The following is an 18,335-nucleotide window of genomic DNA, read 5'->3' on the forward strand; positions in this document are numbered from 1 at the left end:
GTTTCCTCCGGCAGTTTTTCGATGACCTGCTCATAACCACCGTTTTCGTTTGAAATAGAGAGCCATTGCCGCGGCAATGGCCAGCATCGCTCCCCAGATGATGAAATAGCCGTAACGCCATTCCAACTCGGGTATATACTTGAAGTTCATGCCGTACACGCCGACTATGAAGGTCAGCGGCAGAAAGATGGTGCCGACGACGGTTAGAAACTTCATGATCTCGTTCGTGCGGTTGCTCATGCTGGACAGGTACAGGTCCAGCATGCCGGACAACAGGTCGCGGAAGGTCTCTACGCCGTCGATAACCTGGATGGTGTGATCGTAGGTGTCGCGGAAGAAGATCCGCGACGTCGCGCTGATCAGGGGCGATTCGCCCCGTTCCAGGGCTGCGGTGACCTCGCGCAGCGGCCAGACCCCCTTGCGCATGAAGATGATCTCCCGCTTGAGGGCGATGATCCTTTTGAGAATCTCCTGGGTCGGCCCCTGGGCCAACTCTTCCTCGAGATCCTCCATGAGTTCCCCCATCCCCTCCAGTACGGTAAAGTAGTTGTCGACAATGGCGTCGATCAGGCCGTAGGCCAGATAGTCGGCACCCATGGTCCTGATGCGGCCCCGGCCGCTGCGGATCCGCTCCCGCACCGGTTCGAAGGCGTCCCCGGCGGTCCCTGCCTGGAACGACAGCAGGTAGTTCGGCCCGACGATCATGCTGACCTGTTCGGTTTCTATGCCCTGTTCCGGCGTGAAGCTGATCATGCGGGCGACGATGAATATGTAGTCGCCGTAATCCTCGATCTTGGGGCGCTGGGTCGTATTGACGATATCTTCCAGCACGAGCGGGTGCAGATGATAGCATTCGCCGAAACGCCGGATCAACTCCACATCCTGGAGCCCCTCCAGATTGACCCAGGTAATGGCCGGTCTGGGGGGGGGCTGGATGCATTGATCGAATCCCTCGGGGCGAAATTCTTTGACAGTGTCCGGCGTATAGACGGTCACGTCGATGGCGGCGCCGCCGCTGCGAGCCGTGCCGATGTGGACCAGGGTGCCGGGAGGAAGACCGGCCTTGCGGGACTGCCCGTTGTAGAACCTGCGTTTGCGCGCCATCTCAGATCCCCAGGATGCCGGCCATGTGCACCAATTCGTTGTTCAGCTTTTTCTGGCCTCCCTTGACCACCATCTCCAGCAGCGTGGTGGTCAAGGAATTGATCGACAGGCCGAGCATAACCCCTTTTGTCCCGGAGAGCAACAGCTCCACCGCTTTCAAGCCGAAGCGGCTTCCCAGCAGACGGTCGAAGACCGTGGGCGCGCCGCCCCGCTGGTAGTGCCCCAACACGGTCACCCTGGTCTCGAAGCCGGCGCAGTCCTTGATGCTGTCGGCGATCTCCTGGGCGTGCCCGGCACCTTCGGCCATGATGATCAAGGCATTGGTGCGCCCTTCTTCGTAGCGCCGCCGCAACTGATGGCACATTTCCGCAAGGTCGAATTCCACCTCAGGCACAATGGCAAATTCCGCGCCGGTGGCAATGGCCGAGGTCGATGCCAGGTAGCCGGAGTTTCGTCCCATAACCTCTACGATAAAGGCCCGGTCGTGGGAACTGGCGGTGTCCTTGATACAGTCCACCGCGTAGATGATGTTGTTCAGCGCCGTATCCACCCCCAGCGCCATGTCGGTGTACGGGATGTCGTTGTCGATGCTGGCCGGGATGCCGATTACCGGAAAACCGAGCAGGTCGAGAGCGCGGGCACCGTTGAGGGAACCGTCGCCGCCGATGACAATCAAACCATCGACTTTTTCCTGCAACAGATTGTCCAGTGCCTTGCGGCGTCCCTCCTCAGTGCGGAATTCCTGGGACCGGGCCGACTGCAGGAAGGTCCCCCCCCGTTGGAGCACCCCCGAAACAGCTCTGCTCGTAAGGTCCAGATAGTCGTTCTTCAAGAGGCCGGCAAATCCTTTGCGGTAGCCGATCATTTCCACATTATTGGCGATGGCGGTGCGGGCCGCGGCGCGGATCACGGCGTTCATGCCGGAACAGTCGCCGCCGCTGGTAAGTATGGCGAGTCGTTTCATGAGCAGGTATCTCCTTGATAGGCTTCACCCCTTGGGCAAAGGGGGAAATGCATTTTCTATGGTTTTTTCTTTCTGGCGCGCAGCCACTCCATGCGCTCCAGGATGTTCTTCTCGTAGCCGTGCCCCTTGGGCTCGTAGAACTTCTGTCCGGCCAGTTTTTCCGGCAGGCACTCCTGCCCGGCGTACCCTTCCTCGTAGTCGTGGTCGTACTGGTACCCTTTGTGGTAGCCCAATTCTTTCATCAGCTTGGTGGGGGCGTTGCGGATATGCAGGGGGACGGGGAGGGCGCCGCTCTTCCTGACCTCGGACAGGGCTGCGTTGATACCGGCGTAGGAGGCGTTCGACTTGGGGGCCGTTGCCAGGTAGACGACCGCCTGGCCCAGGGTGATGCGTCCCTCGGGCATCCCCACGAACTGGAAGGCCTGAAGGGCTGAAACCGCCACCTGCAGGGCCCGGGGGTCGGCGTTGCCGATGTCCTCGGAGGCCATGATGATCATGCGCCGCAGGATGAAGAGCGGGTCCTCCCCCGCCTCCAGCATGCGGGCCATCCAGTAGAGGGCCGCATCGGGATCGCTGCCGCGCAGGGATTTGATGAAGGCGGAAATGACGTTGTAATGCTCTTCGCCCCCCTTGTCGTACAACAGGGCCTTTTTTTGCAGGGCCTCCTGCACGGTCTCGATAGTTATGACGCCATCTGTCGTAATTCCCGCTGCCACCTCGAGGGTGTTCAAGGCTATGCGGGCGTCGCCGCCGCACTGGTCGGCCAGGAAGACGAGCGCGTCGTCGTCGGCCGTCAGCCCGAGACTGCCGAGGCCCCGCTCCCCATCGTTCAGCGCCTGGCGCAGGATCGTCCCGACCGTGGCCGCGTCCAGCTGGTTCAGGGTCAGTACGCGACAGCGGGAGAGGAGCGGTGCGATCACCTCGAAGGAGGGGTTTTCGGTGGTGGCGCCGATAATGGTGACGACCCCCTTTTCCACGTAGGGAAGAAAGGCGTCCTGTTGGGATTTGCTGAAGCGGTGGATCTCATCCACGAACAGGATGGTGCGGGCGCCGCGGGCGGCATACCCCTCCGCTTCGCGGAAGATCTCGCGAATCTCCTTGACCCCCGAGAGGATGGCGGAGAAAAAGATGAAGTGGGATTTGGTCTCCCGTGCGATGACATGGGCCAGGGTGGTTTTACCGCACCCGGGCGGGCCCCAGAAGATCATCGAGGAGAGGTTGTCGGTCTCGATCATGCGCCGCAGGATGCGCCCGTCGCCCAGCAGGTGCTCCTGCCCGGTGAATTCGGCTACGCTGCGGGGGCGCATGCGTTCCGCCAACGGCGCGTTCGCCGGGATCGGTTGGTCTTTTGAATTGTCGGGGGAATCCCACAGGGTTGGTGTCTTCATTGGCTCCATTTCGGGTCAGGCCAGGTCGCGCCGGCTGTGGCGGCCTACCTTTTCGGGTTTGACGCCCCAGATATCCCGGGCATACTCGGCGATGGTACGGTCGCTGGAAAATTTCCCCATGCCGGCCGTGTTGAGGATCGACTTGCGGGTCCATTCGTGGGGATGGCGGTAGAGCCGGTCCACCTCGTCCTGGCAGGCCACATAGGAGGCGTAGTCGGCCAGGAGCAGGTAGGGGTCGTTGCCCAGCAGGTTGTCCACAATCGGTTTGAACAGGCCCGGATCGCCTGGTGAGAAGGAGCCGTCGGCGATCATGTCCATAGCCTGCCGCAGCTCCTGATTGTGGGAATAATAATCGCCGGGGCGGTATCCGGCGCGCTTCAGACCCTCCACCTGTTCGGCGTTCATGCCAAAGATGAAGATGTTGTTCCGGCCGACCTCCTCCATGATCTCGATATTGGCGCCGTCCAGGGTCCCGATGGTCAGGGCGCCATTCAAGGCGTACTTCATGTTGCCGGTGCCGGACGCCTCGGTCCCTGCGGTGGAAATTTGCTCCGACAGGTCGGCTGCCGGGAAGATGAGTTCGGCCTGGGAAACGCTGTAATTGGCCAGAAACACCACCTTGAGCCGGTCGTGGGCCGCCGGGTCGTTGTTGATCACCTCTCCCACGGCATTGATCAGGCGGATGATCAGCTTGGCCATGAAATAGGATGGCGCCGCCTTACCGCTGAAGATGACCGTGCGGGGTGGGACGTTCAGGCCCGGATTGGCCTTGATGCGATTGTAGCGGGCGATGACGTGGAGGACGTTGAGCAGCTGCCGTTTGTACTCATGGAGACGCTTGGTCTGGCAGTCGAACAGGGAGTCGGGAGAAACCTGAATACCGTTATGCCGGTAGATGTAGTCAGCCAGTCTCTGCTTGTTGGCACGCTTTACCTCCGCCCACTGTTGCTGGAAATCACGGTCCTCGGCCATTGCCCGCAGTTTTTGCAATTCATCCAGATTGGTGACCCAGGCATCCCCGATGGTGGAAGAGATCAGGTCAGACAGCCAGGGATTGGCGCACTTGAGCCAGCGCCGCTGGGTGATGCCGTTGGTCTTGTTGTTGAAGCGTTCCGGCCAGAGGGCAAAGAAGTCGCTGAACAGGTGGTCCTTCAGGATTTCGCTGTGCAACACCGACACGCCGTTGATGGAGTGGCTGCCGACAATGGCCAGGTAGGCCATGCGGATATGCTTTTCCCCCTCCTCTCCCACGATGGACATGCGACGCAATCGGTCGCTATCTCCGGGGAATCGGACGCTCGCTTCCTTGAGAAAATGGTCGTTGATCCGGTAGATGATCTGCAAGTGGCGCGGCAGGATGCCCTCCAGCATGCGCACCGGCCATTTTTCCAGGGCCTCGGGCAGGATGGTGTGGTTGGTGTAGGCGAAGGTCCTCACGGAGAGGTCCCAGGCCGTTTTCCAAGAAAGCAGCTTCTCGTCCAGCAGGATACGCATCAACTCCGGGATGGCCAGGGTAGGGTGGGTGTCGTTGAGTTGGATGGCCACCTTTTCCGGCAATAGATTGAGGTCGTCATGTTTTTTGGAAAAACGGTAGAAAATATCCTGCACCGTGGCCGACGCCAGGAAGTACTCCTGGCGCAGGCGCAACTCCCTGCCCTCGGCCATGTGATCGGCCGGGTAGAGCACCTTGGAGATGTTCTCGGTCTTCATCTTGGATTCGACCGCGCCCACGTAATTGCCCCGGTTGAAGGACTCAAGCTCGAATTCACGGGTCGATTTGGCGCTCCACAGGCGCATGGTGTTGACCGTCTCGTTGCCGTAGCCCGGCACCGGCACGTCGTAGGCCAGGGCCATGACGTCATGGGTATCGACCCACGAATGACGTACCTCCCCCGCAGGGTCGCTGGATTCCACGATGCTGCCTTCGTAGCGGATCTTGTGCAGGTGCTCCTGGCGGCCGAACTCCCAGGGGTTTTCATAGCGGAGCCAGTTGTCCGGCAGTTCGTATTGGCCGCCGTCGACGATCTTCTGATAAAACATGCCGTACTCATAGCGGATGCCATAGCCGTAGGCCGGCAGGCTCATGGTGGCCATGGAGTCGAGAAAACAGGCCGCCAGCCGTCCCAGGCCACCGTTGCCCAGGCCCGCGTCCCACTCGGTTTCGGCGATGTCCTCCAGGTCGATCCCCATCTCCATGAGGGCATTTTCCCACTCCTCCTTGATTCCGAGGTTGATCAGGCTGTTGCCCAGGCTGCGGCCCATCAGGAATTCCATGGAGATGTAGTAGACCCGCTTGGCGTCATTGATGTAGTAGGACTGCTGGGTGTCGAGCCAGCGTTCCGCCAGCATGTCCCGCACGGCAAAGGCAAGAGCCAGGTAGAGATCGGCCTTGGTGGCGGAGTATTTGTCCTTGACTAGGGTGTAGTGGAGATGCCGCATGAAGGAACGTTGCAGATCGGTTGCGGTCGGCTTCGTTTCACCGCTTGGAGGGATATCATGTGTGTTCATGGAACCGATCCTTCATGTCACGTGTTAGGGAGCGACGATAAAGTATATAGGCAGATTCCTTCGAAAGCAAGGTTAGGTATTGCTAATGAATGCGTCGAGAGGGGGGCGGAGCCAAACGCCGTGCAGAAGTTGGGTGGTTTGGCGTGCGATTGCGAGGCACTGCCTGGCCGGCACATCGTGGCCCATGGGGTTTTTCGGCAACCGAGCGACACTGAGCCTGCCCACCCATCGCCCAGAGGGACCTTGAGGCGACCGTCCGTTTTTTTATCTGCGGAATAGCGGCGTAACTCCTCGGCATTCCGGGTTGACACCCGTCCGCATATATACTATCTTTTATATCCTTTATTCGCGCCAACCGGCTGTTTGGCGCCACGAAAAATTCGAATCATCAAGGACGACCATCATGCGTAGCGATACCATCAAGCAGGGACTCGAACGAACACCACACCGGGCGCTTCTCAAGGGAACCGGCGTTCCCGACAGCGCCTTTGAAAAACCGTTCATCGGCGTGGCAACCAGCTTCACCGATCTGATTCCGGGCCACTCCGGCATGCGCGATCTGGAACGCTTCATTGAGAAAGGCGTCCACTCCGGCGGAGGCTATTCCTTCTTCTTCGGCATCCCCGGCGTCTGCGACGGGATCGCCATGGGGCACAAGGGGATGCATTACTCCCTGCCGACCCGCGAACTGATCGCCGACATGGTGGAATCGGTGGCCGAGGCGCACCGGCTGGACGGCCTGGTGCTCCTGACCAACTGCGACAAGATTACCCCCGGCATGCTGATGGCCGCCGCGCGCCTGAACATCCCCTGCATCATCGTCACCGCCGGTCCCATGATGAGCGGGCGCAGCCTGAGCGGGCGCAAATACTCCTTTGTCACCGATACCTTCGAGGCCATGGCCCGCTACAAGGCCGGCGTGATCGACGACAAGGAACTCAAGATCTGCGAGGACAACGCCTGTCCCGGCATGGGCTCCTGCCAGGGATTGTTCACCGCCAATACCATGGCCATCCTGACCGAGACCATGGGGATGAGCCTGCCACGCTGCGGCACCGCCCTGGCGGTTTCTGCCCTCAAGCGCCGCATCGCCTTTGCCTCGGGCGAGAAGATCGTCGAACTGGTGAAAAATGACGTCAAACCCCGCGACATCATGACCCGCGCGGCTTTCGAAAACGCCATCCGGGTCGATCTGGCCCTGGGCGGTTCGTCCAATACCGTGTTGCACCTTCTGGCCATCGCCCGGGAGGCGGGGGTGGATCTGCCGCTGGAGACCTTCGACATCCTGGCCAAGGACACCCCGCAACTGGCCTCCATGAACCCGGCCGGGGAATACTTCATGGAAGACCTGGACGTGGCCGGCGGCGTCAGCGGTGTGCTCAAACAGTTGGGGGACAAGATCAAGGATGCGCCGACCCTCTTCGGCCTGACCACCCATCAGTTGGCGGAAAGCATCGCCAATGTGGATGAAGAGGTGATCCGTCCGCTCTCCAATCCGATCAAGAAAGAGGGGGGCATCGCCATCCTCACCGGCAACCTGGCCCCCAAGGGGGCGGTGGTCAAGCAGTCGGGCGTGTCGGCCGCCATGATGCTGTTCGAGGGGACGGCCCGCTGTTTCGACGCCGAGGAAAAGGCCATGGCCGCCATCATGGAGGGGAAAATCACCTCGGGCGATGTGGTGGTGATCCGCTACGAGGGACCCAAGGGCGGTCCCGGCATGCGCGAGATGCTGGCCCCCACGGCTGCCATCATGGGGATGGGGCTCGGCGATTCGGTCGCCCTGGTGACCGACGGCCGTTTCTCCGGCGGCACCCGCGGTCCCTGTATCGGTCATATCTCGCCGGAAGCGGCCGAGGGCGGCCCGATTGCCCTGGTGGAAGAGGGGGACCGCATTCTGCTCGATATCCCCAATCGCCGCTTGGAGTTGTTGGTGGACGACGCCACCCTGGCTGCCCGCCGGGCCGCCTGGAAGGCCCCGGAAGCCAAGATCAGGACCGGCTGGCTGGCACGCTACGCCAAGCTGGTGACCTCGGCCCACACCGGCGCCGTGACCACGGCCGATTAAGTCGGTTGTTGAAAAACAGCCATCTCGCCGCCATCCTCGAAGGCCCCCTTGTGCGGCGTAGCGCTGCTACGCCTCCGCAGGACCTTCTACGGGTGCGACGATCTGACTGTTTTTGAATAACCTCAATTTCTCAACAGTCTGTTACTACTTCCGGGGTTGATGCATCTGAGCGTCTTGAACCGGACTGCGCTTAAAGGAGGAACCATGGAAACGCTTCCGCACAGGTCGGTTGTTTTCGCCATACATGTCATTGCTTCAATGGCGGCGCGCAAACGATAGCTTCCCATTCAACGATCCTTACAAATAAGAGGTATCACCCATGAAAATGAACGGTGCACGCATATTGCTGGAATGTCTGAAAAAGGAAGGTGTGGACACGGTCTTCGGCTATCCCGGAGGCACCGTGATCAACATCTACAACGAACTCTTCAGTTTCAAGGATATTCACCATATTCTGCCGCGCCATGAACAGGCCGGCACCCATGCGGCCGACGGCTATGCCCGCGCCACCGGCAAGGTCGGCGTCGCCATCGCCACCTCCGGGCCGGGCGCTACCAACACGGTGACCGGTATCGCCACGGCCTACATGGACTCGATCCCCATGGTGATCATCACCGGCCAGGTGTCCACGGCGCTGATCGGCAATGACGCCTTCCAGGAGGTGGATATCATCGGTATCACTCGCTCCTGCACCAAGCACAATTTCCTTGTGCGGGATGTGAAGGACCTGGCTCTGATCATGAAAAAGGCCTTCTACATCGCCAGCACCGGCCGGCCCGGCCCGGTTCTAGTGGACCTTCCCAAGGATGTGCAGATCGCCGAGACTGAATTCGTCTACCCGGATACGGTAGAGATGCGCAGCTACAAGCCGACCGTGACAGGGCATCCCCGCCAAGTGGAAAAGGCGGTGGACATGCTGCTGGAATCCCACCGTCCGGTGATCTACGTCGGGGGCGGGGTTATACTGGCCAATGCCTCGGACGAACTGACCGGCCTGTCCCGCAAACTGTCGGTGCCGGTGACCACCACCCTGATGGGGCTCGGGTCCTTCCCGGGAAACGACCCGCTGTCACTCGGCATGCTGGGCATGCACGGCTCCTACTGCGCCAACATGGCCATGACCAACAGCGACCTGATCATTGCCGTAGGGGCGCGCTTCGATGACCGGGTGACCGGCAAGATCGCCACGTTTGCACCCGGCGCCAAGATCATCCACATCGATGTGGACCCGACCTCCATCAAGAAAAACGTGCGGGTTGACCTGCCGATAGTGGGCGACGTGAAGGACGTTTTGGCCAAGATGATCAAACTGGCCGACAAGCATAAGGATAAGGCGGATGGGTTCAAGGCGGCGCTGACCCCCTGGCACGAAGATATTGCCGGCTGGAAGGACAAACACCCCCTTGGGTACAAGCAGAGCTCAACCATCATCAAGCCCCAGTTCGTCATTCAAAAATTGCGGGAACTGTCGGACGATGACGTCATTGTCGCCACCGACGTGGGGCAGCACCAGATGTGGACCGCCCAATTCTTCCAGTTCAATAAGCCGCGCACGCTCCTCTCCTCGGGCGGGCTCGGCACCATGGGGTACGGCCTGCCGGCAGCCATGGGGGCGCAAGCAGCTTTCCCCGAGCGTCAGGTCATCTCCATCTGCGGCGACGGCGGCGTGCAGATGAACATTCAGGAGATCGCCACCCTGGTGCAGAACCGCCTGCCGGTCAAGATCGTGATCCTGAACAACAACTTCCTCGGCATGGTGCGCCAGTGGCAGGAGCTATTCTTCGACAAACGCTATTCCCAGACCTGCATGGAGCTGCCCATCGATTTTGTCAAGCTGGCCGAGGCCTACGGGGCCAAGGGGTTCAGCACCTCCAAGCCGGGCGAGGTGGAAACGGTCATCAAGCAGGCCTTCAAGGAAAAGGGTCCGGTGATCATGGAGTTCAAGATCGCCCGAGAGGAAAAGGTGCTGCCCATGGTTCCTGCCGGGGCGTCGCTGAACGAGATGGTCTTGAATGCGTAACTCATGAATGAATAATTGATTAAATCTGCCACAGAGACGCAGAAACACAGAGAAAGGCCGAAGGCAGAAGATAGCCGGAAAGGCCCGTTTGTCTTATGCATTTATAGAATTATCCCTTTCGGATTGCTTTGTTTTTGGGTTTTCTCTGTGTGCCCCTGTGTCTCCGTGTCTCTGTGGCGGAAGTAGCTTTTGACTTTATGGAGGTTTCCCATGCTGCATACCGTATCAGTACTGGTTGAAAACGAATTTGGCGTACTTTCCCGCGTGGCGAGTCTTTTCTCGGGACGCGGCTTCAACATCGATTCCCTGACCGTCGCCCCGACCAACGAGGAGGGACTCTCGCGCATGACCATCGTCACCCGTGGCGATGAGCAGATTCTTGAGCAGATCACCAAACAGCTTAACAAGCTGATCGACGTGCTCAAGGTGATCGATTTCAGCGACGGTAGCGCCATCGAACGCGAGATGATTCTGGTCAAGGTTACGGCCGAGGACGAGAATCGCGCCGAGGTGCTGCGGATTGTCGACATCTTCCGCGCCAAGATCATCGACGTCACCCCTAAATCCTACACCATCGAGGCTACCGGAAGTCCGGCCAAGATCGACGCCATCCTGGAACTGCTCCGGCCACTGGGGTTGAAGGAGTTGGTCCGCACCGGCGCTGTGGCCATCGGGCGCGGCGCCAAAGGGTGGAAAGGGTAGGGGCGGCGGTCGCCGCAGACTCATTGGGGCCGCGCAATTTCCGCTTGCGCGGCCCTTTTCGTTAGATCATGTGCCCTAGGGCCACACGAGACACGGAGAAAAATTTCAGAGAGTTAGACAGCATTTTGGCTCATTTTCTTAATGGCTCATTCACGAATGTGAGAATAGTTGGAAAAACTCTGTGATTTTCTCTGGGTCCCGGTGGCTCTGTGGCGGAAGTACCGATTTTAGGATTATTAATGGTGATGGGTCCGTGGTATTATTTCTGAAAAGGACTTTTTTTTGTTGATCCTGTTCTGCCGCGAGGGCCGCGAGGGCGACATGTCGAGACAAAGTAAGATAGCCATCATCATCGCCGCCACTTTCGTGGCGATCATCCTTTTCTGCAGCGCCATTCTGCCGCTCATCGTCCGGAGCCAGGCCGTCACGGCCCTGGAGGAGGCCACCGGCAGGAAGGTCCGCATCGAGAAGGTCGGCATCAATCCCTTTACCCTCACGGTTACGGTCACGGGCTTTGCCATCGAAGAGAAGGGGGGCGGCCCCTTTGTCTCCATCAGGCAACTCCGCGCCTCCCTCGGTCTGGCCTCGATCTACAAACGCGCCCTGATCATCTCCCAAGTCGCCATTGAGGCGCCTTCGCTCTCCATTGCCCGTCTGGCCGCCAACAGGTACAGCTTCAACGACATCATCGAGCGCCAGAAGGCAAAGCCCAAAAAGGAATCCAAAGGGGAATTCCGCTTTTCCATCAACAATATCACCCTTGCCAACGGTTCCGTGGATTTTGACGACCGGGCCGTGGGAGGTGGGAGGAAACACACCGTTCGCGACCTCAAGGTTGCGGTTCCCTTTATCAGCAACATCCCCTATCTGGTGGAAAAATACACCGATCCCCACATCTCGGCCCTGGTGAACGGCGCACCCTTCAGCTTTTCCGGCAAGGTAAAACCGCTCAGCAAATCCTTGGAAACCTCCGTGCACATCGACCTGCGGCAGCTCGACCTGCCCGGTTATGTGGCCTATGTGCCGGTCAAGCCGCCGGCTGATCTGGCGTCCGGCAAACTGACCGTCAACACGGATGTCAGTTATCGCGTATCCGCGGAAAAAAAACCGGAATTGGCCATCAAGGGGCTGGTGCAGCTGGATGGCGTTACCGTTAACCTTAAAGAGGGCCAGCCGCTGCTCCGGCTCCCGTCGTTCCAGGTGCGGGCGTCGAGCCTGGAGGTCTTTGCCCGGCGTTTTCTGGTGGACAGCATCACGGTGGAGGGGCTTGAACTGTTTGCCGGCCGCAGTGCCGCAGGGGAGTGGATGTACCAGCGCCTGCTGCCTCAGTCTGCCGGGACAGGGCAGAAACCGGCTGCCAAGGCCGATACGGATGCGAAAAAGAGCCCCGCAACCTTGGTCCGCATCGCTTCATTCGATTTCAAAAACGGCGTACTCCACGTGAACGACGCCCTTCCCAAGGGAGGCTTCAAGGGAAACATCACCGGGGTCAATGCCGCGGTAAAAGGTTTCACCAACGAACCGGGAAAATCGACTGATTACGAAGTGGCGCTGTCCCTCGACAACGAGGCCGACTTTAGCGCCGATGGCGCTTTCAGCCTGACTCCGCTCAAGGCCACGGTTTCGGCCGAGCTGAACGACCTGAAACTCCAGAGGGGGTGGCCCTATCTGGCCCGGTTCCTGACGGCGCCGCTCAAGGGGACCCTGGACCTGTCCGTTGAGGCTGCCTATTCCCCGGAGAGCGGGGTGGACGTGGAACGGGCGGATCTTGCCCTCAGCGGGCTCTCGGCACGCTACGGCAACAAAGAGGGGCTCGACCTGCGGCGCCTGGAGGTGAACGGCGCGGCCTACCGTCAACGGGAAAACCGCCTTGATCTGGACGACGTAATGCTGGCCCAGGGGAATGTCTCTCTCTCCCGTGAGGCAAACAGCAGCATCTCGATCCTGTCGCTGTTGAAAAAACCACAGGGAGCCGCCGCACAAAAGCCCAAGCCCTCGAGCAGGAAGAGCGCCGCAACATCGGGACGACCGACTGCCAAGCCCTTCTCCTTCCGCATCAAGAAGGTGCGTATCGACAAACTCGCCGGTTCTTTTACCGACAAGACGCTGCCGGAAAAGCCGCGCTTCACGCTACGCAACACCAGTCTCACCCTGGCCAACCTGAACGGCCCGAAATTCACCCCGGCACAGGTGCGTTTTTCGTCGATCTTCAACAAGGCCACACCGCTCAAGGCCAGCGGCACGATCACGCCCAATCCCTTCCGCTACCGTGGAAGCGTCAGCGCGGGCAGGTTGCCGCTCCGCGATTTTGAGGCATACTTCCCCTCCAACATCAACGTCTTCATCCTGGGGGGCTCCGCCGACGCCAGCATGTACGTGGATATCGCCCTCAAGGACGGCAAGCCGACCGGTACGTTCAAAGGAAGTGCCGGTGTCCGCGGCTTCCACGCCATCGATACCATGTCCGAGGAAGACCTGCTCAAATGGGAAAGCCTGCAACTGGACGACATCCAAGGCAATCTGGAGCCCTTCAGCCTGGCCCTGCGCCAGATCGCCCTCAACGGGGTCTACTCCCGCATCATCGTGCGGAAGGACGGCACACTGAACCTGCAGAATCTGGTGGAAAAACCCAAACAGGCGCCGACCCCTGCGGCCTCGGCATCCGCCGCTCCGGTATCCGCTGCCCCTGTAACGGCCGTGCCTCCAGCCGCCAGCGCCCCGCAGCGGGCGGCCGCTAAAAAACAGATACAGATCGGCACCGTGACGATTCAGGACGGTACCCTGTCCTTTAGCGACAACCACCTGCCGCAACACTTCGCCACCACCTTCTACAACCTGGGCGGCCGGGTCAGCGGCCTCAGTTCCGAGGAATCCAAGTTTGCCGACGTGGACCTGCGCGGCAATCTGGAGAACCACTCGCCGCTCCAGATCACCGGCCGGATCAACCCGCTGCGCGACGACCTGTTCGTGGACCTGAAGGTCTCCTTCCGCGACATCGAACTGTCGCCCGTTACCCCCTATTCCGGCACCTATCTGGGGTACACGGTGGAGAAGGGCAAGCTGTACCTTGACCTCACGTACCACATCGAAAAGAAACTGCTCAAGGCCTCGAACAGCATCTTCATCGACCAGTTCACGTTCGGCGAAAAGGTGGAGAGCGGCAAGGCCACCAAGCTGCCGGTCAAGCTGGGCTTGGCCCTGCTCAAGGACCGCAAGGGGGAGATCCACCTGGACGTGCCGGTCACCGGCCGCACCGACGATCCCAAATTCAGCGTCTGGAAGCTGGTCTTTCAGGTTATCAGGAACCTGATGGTCAAGGCGGTCACCTCGCCCCTGTCCCTGCTCTCGTCCATGGTCGGCAGCGGCCAGGATTTCAGCGCCATCCAGTTCGGCCACGGCGCCAGCGCAATCCCCCCCCAGGAGGAACAGAAGCTGAACGCGCTGGCCAAGGCGCTCCTGGATCGGCCGGCCCTCAAGGTGGAGTTGAAAGGGTATGTGGACCGGGAAAAGGACACGGAGGGGTACCGCCGCGAACTGCTGGACCGGAAGGTGAGGGGGGAAAAGTTCCTGGCCCTGGGCAGACAGGGGGCGCTGAAGGAGGGTGAAAAGGCCGACAGCATCACGGTGGGTCCGGATGAGTATCCGACCTATCTGACCGCGGTCTACAAAAAGGAAAAATTCCCCAAACCGCGCAATATGCTCGGCCTGGTCAAGACCCTTCCGCCCGAGGAGATGAAAAAACTGATCATCGCCAATACGGTGATCGGGGAGACGGAGCTGAAGATACTGGCCCGCGAGCGGGTCGTGGCGGTTATGAATTACCTGGTGGCAAAGGGGCATGTCCCGGCCGAACGGGTCTTCCAGAAGAACGACGACCTGTTCAAGGCGCCGGAAAAGGAGACGACTTCACGCAGCCGGGTGGAGTTGAATGCCATTGCACAGTAATATGCGACGAGGATTGAGGCGACGAAGGCGTACGGGGAGTACGTTGAGGAGCCGAAGACGAGCCAATGCGAGAATAGCGCCTTGATTTGGAATTGGTGTAACCCATGACCACCGATCTGACCACCGCTCCCATACCGGCACTGATCCGGCGCCTGGCCATACCATCCGGGATCGGTTTCTTTTTCAACACCATGTTCAACGTGGTTGATACCTGGTACGCCGGCCGGCTTTCCACCACGGCGCTGGCGGCCATGTCGCTCTGCTTCCCGGTGTTCTTCATCATCCTGGCGGTGGGCGCGGGCATCTCGACCGGGGCAACGACCCTGATCGGCAATGCGCTGGGACGGGGGCGCCGCGACGAGGCCCAGTGCTTCGTACTGCAGGCCCTTTCCTTCGCGCTGGTGCATGCCGTTATCCTGACCTCCCTGGGGTTGGTTTTCGCACCCCGCATCTTCATCTTCATGGGTGCCCAGGGGGAGTACCTCTCCCTGGCGCTTGGCTACATGAACGTGACCCTGGGCGGCGCAATCTTTTCCATGCTCAATTTCGTGATGAGCGCCATTCTCAACTCGCACGGCAATACGGCCACCTATCGCAATTTTCTGGTCACGGCTTTTTTCCTGAACCTGGTTCTTGACCCCTGGTTCATGTACGGCGGTCTGGGGGTCCCCACCATGGGGCTGCCCGGCATCGCCCTGGCAACAATATCGACCCAGTGCCTGGGCAATTTTTACCTCTTCAGCCGCCTTTTGCGTTTGGGGTTCCTTCCTACCTTTACCCTGCGCGAGTTGTGGCCCCGCAGGCAGTATTACGGCGAGTTGATGAAGCAGGGCTTTCCCTCGGCTTTGAACATGATGACCGTGACCGTGGGAATCTTCATCATCACCTGGTTTGCCGGGAGGTTCGGCAAGGAGGTGGTGGCGGCCTACGGCATCGGCACCCGCGTCGAACAGCTCGCCCTGTTGCCGATCATGGGACTGAACGTTTCCACCCTGGCCCTGACCGCCCAGAACTTTGGCGCGGGGAACCTGAAGCGTATCCGCCACGTACTGGCCCTGTCGCTCCGGTACGGCTTCATCCTGGCCGCCATCGGTACCGTCCTGGTGTTGGCCTTTAGTACCGAGTTGATGTCGGCCTTCAGCCGCGATGGGGCGGTCATCAACGCCGGGGTCCGTTACCTTGGGATCGAAGCGTTCGTGTTCCCGGCCTACGTGCTTCTCTATGTGTGCGTTTCGGCCATGCAGGGGGTCAAACGTCCCGGTTTCGCGCTATTGATCGGCCTCTATCGGCAGATTGCTGCGCCCGCTCTGGCGTTCCCCCTGTTGGCCATCATGCTGGGGTGGGGCGTGATGGGCATCTGGTGGGGCATCTTCATCACCACTTGGTCGGCCGCCGTCATTGTGGTCATCTACGTCACCTGGATCGTGAATAAGTTGGAAAAGGATACTCTACCCGCATGAAACGTGTCGCCATCGCTACTCTGGGCTGCAAGACCAACCAGTTCGAATCCGCCGCCATGAGCGAGCAGTTCCAAAAGGCCGGTTATCGCGTGGTCCCCTTCACCGAACCTGCCGATATCTACGTGGTCAACTCCTGTACGGTCACGGCCCGCACCGACGCCGAGACCCGTCGCCTGATCCGGCGCGCCCGCCGCCTGAATCCCCTGGCCCGCATTGTCGCTACCGGTTGTTACGCCCAGGTGGCCCCGGGGGAACTGGAGCGCATGCCCGAGGTGGACAGCGTGCTGGGCAATCGGGAAAAACAGGACATTGCCGGCCTGGTGGAGGCGGGGGAGAGCCGCATTTCGGACATCAGCGCCGAACAGACGGCCGAGCCACTGCCGCTTTCGAGCTTTGCCGAGCATACCCGCGCCTTCCTCCAGGCCCAAAACGGCTGCAATTCCTTCTGCGCCTACTGTATCGTGCCCTATGCCCGCGGCAGAAGCCGCAGCGTGCCCATGGACGATGTGTTGAAAGGGGTGCGGGAACTGGCTGCCAACGGTTACCGGGAAGTGGTGCTGACCGGTATTCACCTGGGGGCCTACGGACTCGACCTCTCCCCGCGTCACTCCCTGGCCGGCCTGGTACGTCGCATTGCGGACGAAGGGGCTGTCCCGCGCCTGCGGATCGGCTCGGTGGAACCCAACGAACTGAGCGACGAATTGATCGGACTCATGGCCGCCTCGGACGTCATCTGCCCCCATGTCCATCTCCCCCTGCAGAGCGGCAGCGACACCGTGCTGCATCGTATGGGGCGACGCTACACGGCCCGTTTTTTCAGCGATTTGGTGACACGGGTCACGACCGCACTGCCGGACGCTTTTATCGGGGCCGATGTGATTGCCGGGTTTCCCGGCGAAACGGATGATGAGTTTTTGGAGACCCTGCACCTTGTGGAACGGCTGCCGTTCTCCGACCTGCATGTGTTTCCTTTTTCCCGGCGGGCCGGTACCAAAGCGGCCGGGATGCCGGCCCAGGTGCCCACGGATGTCGTCAGGGGGAGGGCGGAGCGGCTGAGGGGGGCTGCGGCAAAGAAAAATGACGCATTTCTCCAACGCTTCATCGGGCGTACCCTGCCGGTCCTGGGACAGACATGGGAACCGGAAACGGGACGTATCAGGGGGTTGAGCAGGAATTATCTCCAGGTGGAATACGTTGCGGCGGAAGATCTGGTCAATCGGGAGGCAGCCGTTGTGATCGAGCGCATTTTGGACGGACGGGCCCAGGGACGACTGAGCGGACTATAGGGGGAACAACATTCGTAAAAACGTATCTTTCCTTGACTGGTCCAACCATTTCTGTGATAATCGCGCCCCGCTTTGTCAAATTATTGTTTGAGGAGAGAACCATGAAGAAGACGCTTGTTCTATGCCTAACTGTTCTGTTGTCCCTTGCGGCGGTCTGCGCCTTTGCCGGTGACGGGTCTTGGGAGCGCGTCAAAAAAGGGGGCAAGCTGGTTATAGGTCTTGATGACGCCTTTCCTCCCATGGGGTATCGCCAGGCAGACGGTAAGCTGGTCGGCTTCGACATCGACGCCGCCGAAGAGGTCGGCAAGCGTCTCGGCATCAAGATCGTATGGCAGCCCACCGCCTGGGAAGGGGTGATCCACTCCCTGGACGCCAAGAAGTTCGACTGCATCTGGAACGGTATGACCATTACGCCGGAGCGGGCCAAGGAAGTGGCCTTCACCAAACCCTATATCATGGACGGCCAGATCGCGGTCGTCAATTTCAAGGAAAAGCGTTTCAAAGGGCTGAAAGACCTGAAAGGGATCAAGGCGGGCACCCAGAAGGGCTCCTCGGGCCTGGAAGCGGTCAAGAAACTTTCCACCCCCCCGAAGGAACTGAAGGAATACGAAGACTATCCCAAGGCGCTGCTTGACCTGGAAGCCGGGCGTATCGACGTGGTGGTGGTGGACAATGTCACCGGTCGCGACATGATCGCCAAGCGTCCCGGCAAGTTCAAGATCCTGCCCGGTATGATCAGCAAGGAACCTTTTGGCGTGGCCTTCCGCAAAGATGACAATGGCCTGCGCGGCAAGGTGCAGCAGACCCTGGACAAGATGGTGAAGGACGGCTCCATGGCCAAGATCTCCCGGAAGTGGTTTGCGGAAGACATCACTAATCCCAAGAAATTTTAG

Annotated in this window: 11 protein-coding genes; 7 read left to right on the forward strand and 4 right to left on the reverse strand. The window is 60.0% G+C overall.

Translation table 11 applies throughout. The annotated features are described in order from the left end of the window. Nucleotides 1-30 precede the first annotated feature (30 nt). From corA to F6V25_RS12060, 4 genes are all read right to left on the reverse strand, one after another. A complete protein-coding gene (gene corA / locus F6V25_RS12045; protein WP_151128802.1) occupies nt 31-1,104 on the reverse strand; it encodes a magnesium/cobalt transporter CorA in 1,074 nt (357 codons plus the stop codon). 1 nt (nt 1,105) lies between these two features. Further along, nucleotides 1,106-2,068, reverse strand: a complete 963-nt coding sequence (pfkA, locus tag F6V25_RS12050) for a 6-phosphofructokinase (protein ID WP_151128803.1) — start codon at nt 2,066-2,068, stop codon at nt 1,106-1,108. 56 nt (nt 2,069-2,124) lie between these two features. After that, nucleotides 2,125-3,375, reverse strand: a complete 1,251-nt coding sequence (locus F6V25_RS12055; RefSeq protein WP_246167038.1) for a replication-associated recombination protein A — start codon at nt 3,373-3,375, stop codon at nt 2,125-2,127. A gap of 96 nt (nt 3,376-3,471) precedes the next feature. Next, on the reverse strand, nt 3,472-5,964 hold the full coding sequence (locus tag F6V25_RS12060) for a glycogen/starch/alpha-glucan phosphorylase (RefSeq protein WP_151128805.1): 2,493 nt from the start codon (nt 5,962-5,964) through the stop codon (nt 3,472-3,474). 403 nt (nt 5,965-6,367) lie between these two features. On the opposite strand from F6V25_RS12060, the gene ilvD reads away from it, so the two are divergent. The 7 genes from ilvD to F6V25_RS12095 all read left to right on the forward strand — a co-directional run bounded on the left by ilvD (nt 6,368) and on the right by F6V25_RS12095 (nt 18,335). After that, nucleotides 6,368-8,029 (forward strand): dihydroxy-acid dehydratase, encoded by a 1,662-nt coding sequence (gene ilvD, locus F6V25_RS12065; protein ID WP_149305952.1) that lies wholly within the window; start codon nt 6,368-6,370, stop codon nt 8,027-8,029. Nucleotides 8,030-8,348: 319 nt separating this feature from the next. Beyond that, nucleotides 8,349-10,049, forward strand: a complete 1,701-nt coding sequence (gene ilvB, locus F6V25_RS12070; RefSeq protein WP_151128806.1) for a biosynthetic-type acetolactate synthase large subunit — start codon at nt 8,349-8,351, stop codon at nt 10,047-10,049. Nucleotides 10,050-10,259: 210 nt separating this feature from the next. After that, the gene (gene ilvN, locus F6V25_RS12075; protein WP_151128807.1) at nt 10,260-10,751 is read left to right on the forward strand and encodes an acetolactate synthase small subunit; all 492 of its coding nucleotides are present in this window, start codon (nt 10,260-10,262) and stop codon (nt 10,749-10,751) included. A gap of 321 nt (nt 10,752-11,072) precedes the next feature. After that, a complete protein-coding gene (locus tag F6V25_RS12080; RefSeq protein ID WP_151128808.1) occupies nt 11,073-14,696 on the forward strand; it encodes a DUF748 domain-containing protein in 3,624 nt (1,207 codons plus the stop codon). A gap of 104 nt (nt 14,697-14,800) precedes the next feature. Beyond that, nucleotides 14,801-16,156, forward strand: a complete 1,356-nt coding sequence (locus tag F6V25_RS12085) for an MATE family efflux transporter (RefSeq protein ID WP_151128809.1) — start codon at nt 14,801-14,803, stop codon at nt 16,154-16,156. Then, nucleotides 16,153-17,442: a tRNA (N(6)-L-threonylcarbamoyladenosine(37)-C(2))-methylthiotransferase MtaB gene (mtaB, locus tag F6V25_RS12090; protein WP_151128810.1), complete on the forward strand. Its 1,290-nt coding sequence runs from the start codon at nt 16,153-16,155 to the stop codon at nt 17,440-17,442. Before F6V25_RS12085 ends, mtaB begins: the two co-directional genes overlap by 4 nt. A 101-nt stretch (nt 17,443-17,543) precedes the next feature. After that, a complete protein-coding gene (locus tag F6V25_RS12095) occupies nt 17,544-18,335 on the forward strand; it encodes an amino acid ABC transporter substrate-binding protein (protein WP_151128811.1) in 792 nt (263 codons plus the stop codon).

The sequence above is a fragment of the Oryzomonas japonica genome (assembly GCF_008802365.1).
Classification (GTDB): Bacteria; Desulfobacterota; Desulfuromonadia; order Geobacterales; family Pseudopelobacteraceae; genus Oryzomonas; species Oryzomonas japonica.

Excerpts from the sequence above, each read along its gene's own strand:
- corA (WP_151128802.1), bottom strand. The coding sequence starts at position 1,104 with ATGGCGCGCAAACGCAGGTTCTACAACGGGCAGTCCCGCAAGGCCGGT.
- pfkA (WP_151128803.1), bottom strand. The coding sequence starts at position 2,068 with ATGAAACGACTCGCCATACTTACCAGCGGCGGCGACTGTTCCGGCATG.
- F6V25_RS12055 (WP_246167038.1), bottom strand. The coding sequence starts at position 3,375 with ATGCGCCCCCGCAGCGTAGCCGAATTCACCGGGCAGGAGCACCTGCTG.
- F6V25_RS12060 (WP_151128805.1), bottom strand. The coding sequence starts at position 5,964 with ATGAACACACATGATATCCCTCCAAGCGGTGAAACGAAGCCGACCGCA.
- ilvD (WP_149305952.1), top strand. The coding sequence starts at position 6,368 with ATGCGTAGCGATACCATCAAGCAGGGACTCGAACGAACACCACACCGG.
- ilvB (WP_151128806.1), top strand. The coding sequence starts at position 8,349 with ATGAAAATGAACGGTGCACGCATATTGCTGGAATGTCTGAAAAAGGAA.
- ilvN (WP_151128807.1), top strand. The coding sequence starts at position 10,260 with ATGCTGCATACCGTATCAGTACTGGTTGAAAACGAATTTGGCGTACTT.
- F6V25_RS12080 (WP_151128808.1), top strand. The coding sequence starts at position 11,073 with ATGTCGAGACAAAGTAAGATAGCCATCATCATCGCCGCCACTTTCGTG.
- F6V25_RS12085 (WP_151128809.1), top strand. The coding sequence starts at position 14,801 with ATGACCACCGATCTGACCACCGCTCCCATACCGGCACTGATCCGGCGC.
- mtaB (WP_151128810.1), top strand. The coding sequence starts at position 16,153 with ATGAAACGTGTCGCCATCGCTACTCTGGGCTGCAAGACCAACCAGTTC.
- F6V25_RS12095 (WP_151128811.1), top strand. The coding sequence starts at position 17,544 with ATGAAGAAGACGCTTGTTCTATGCCTAACTGTTCTGTTGTCCCTTGCG.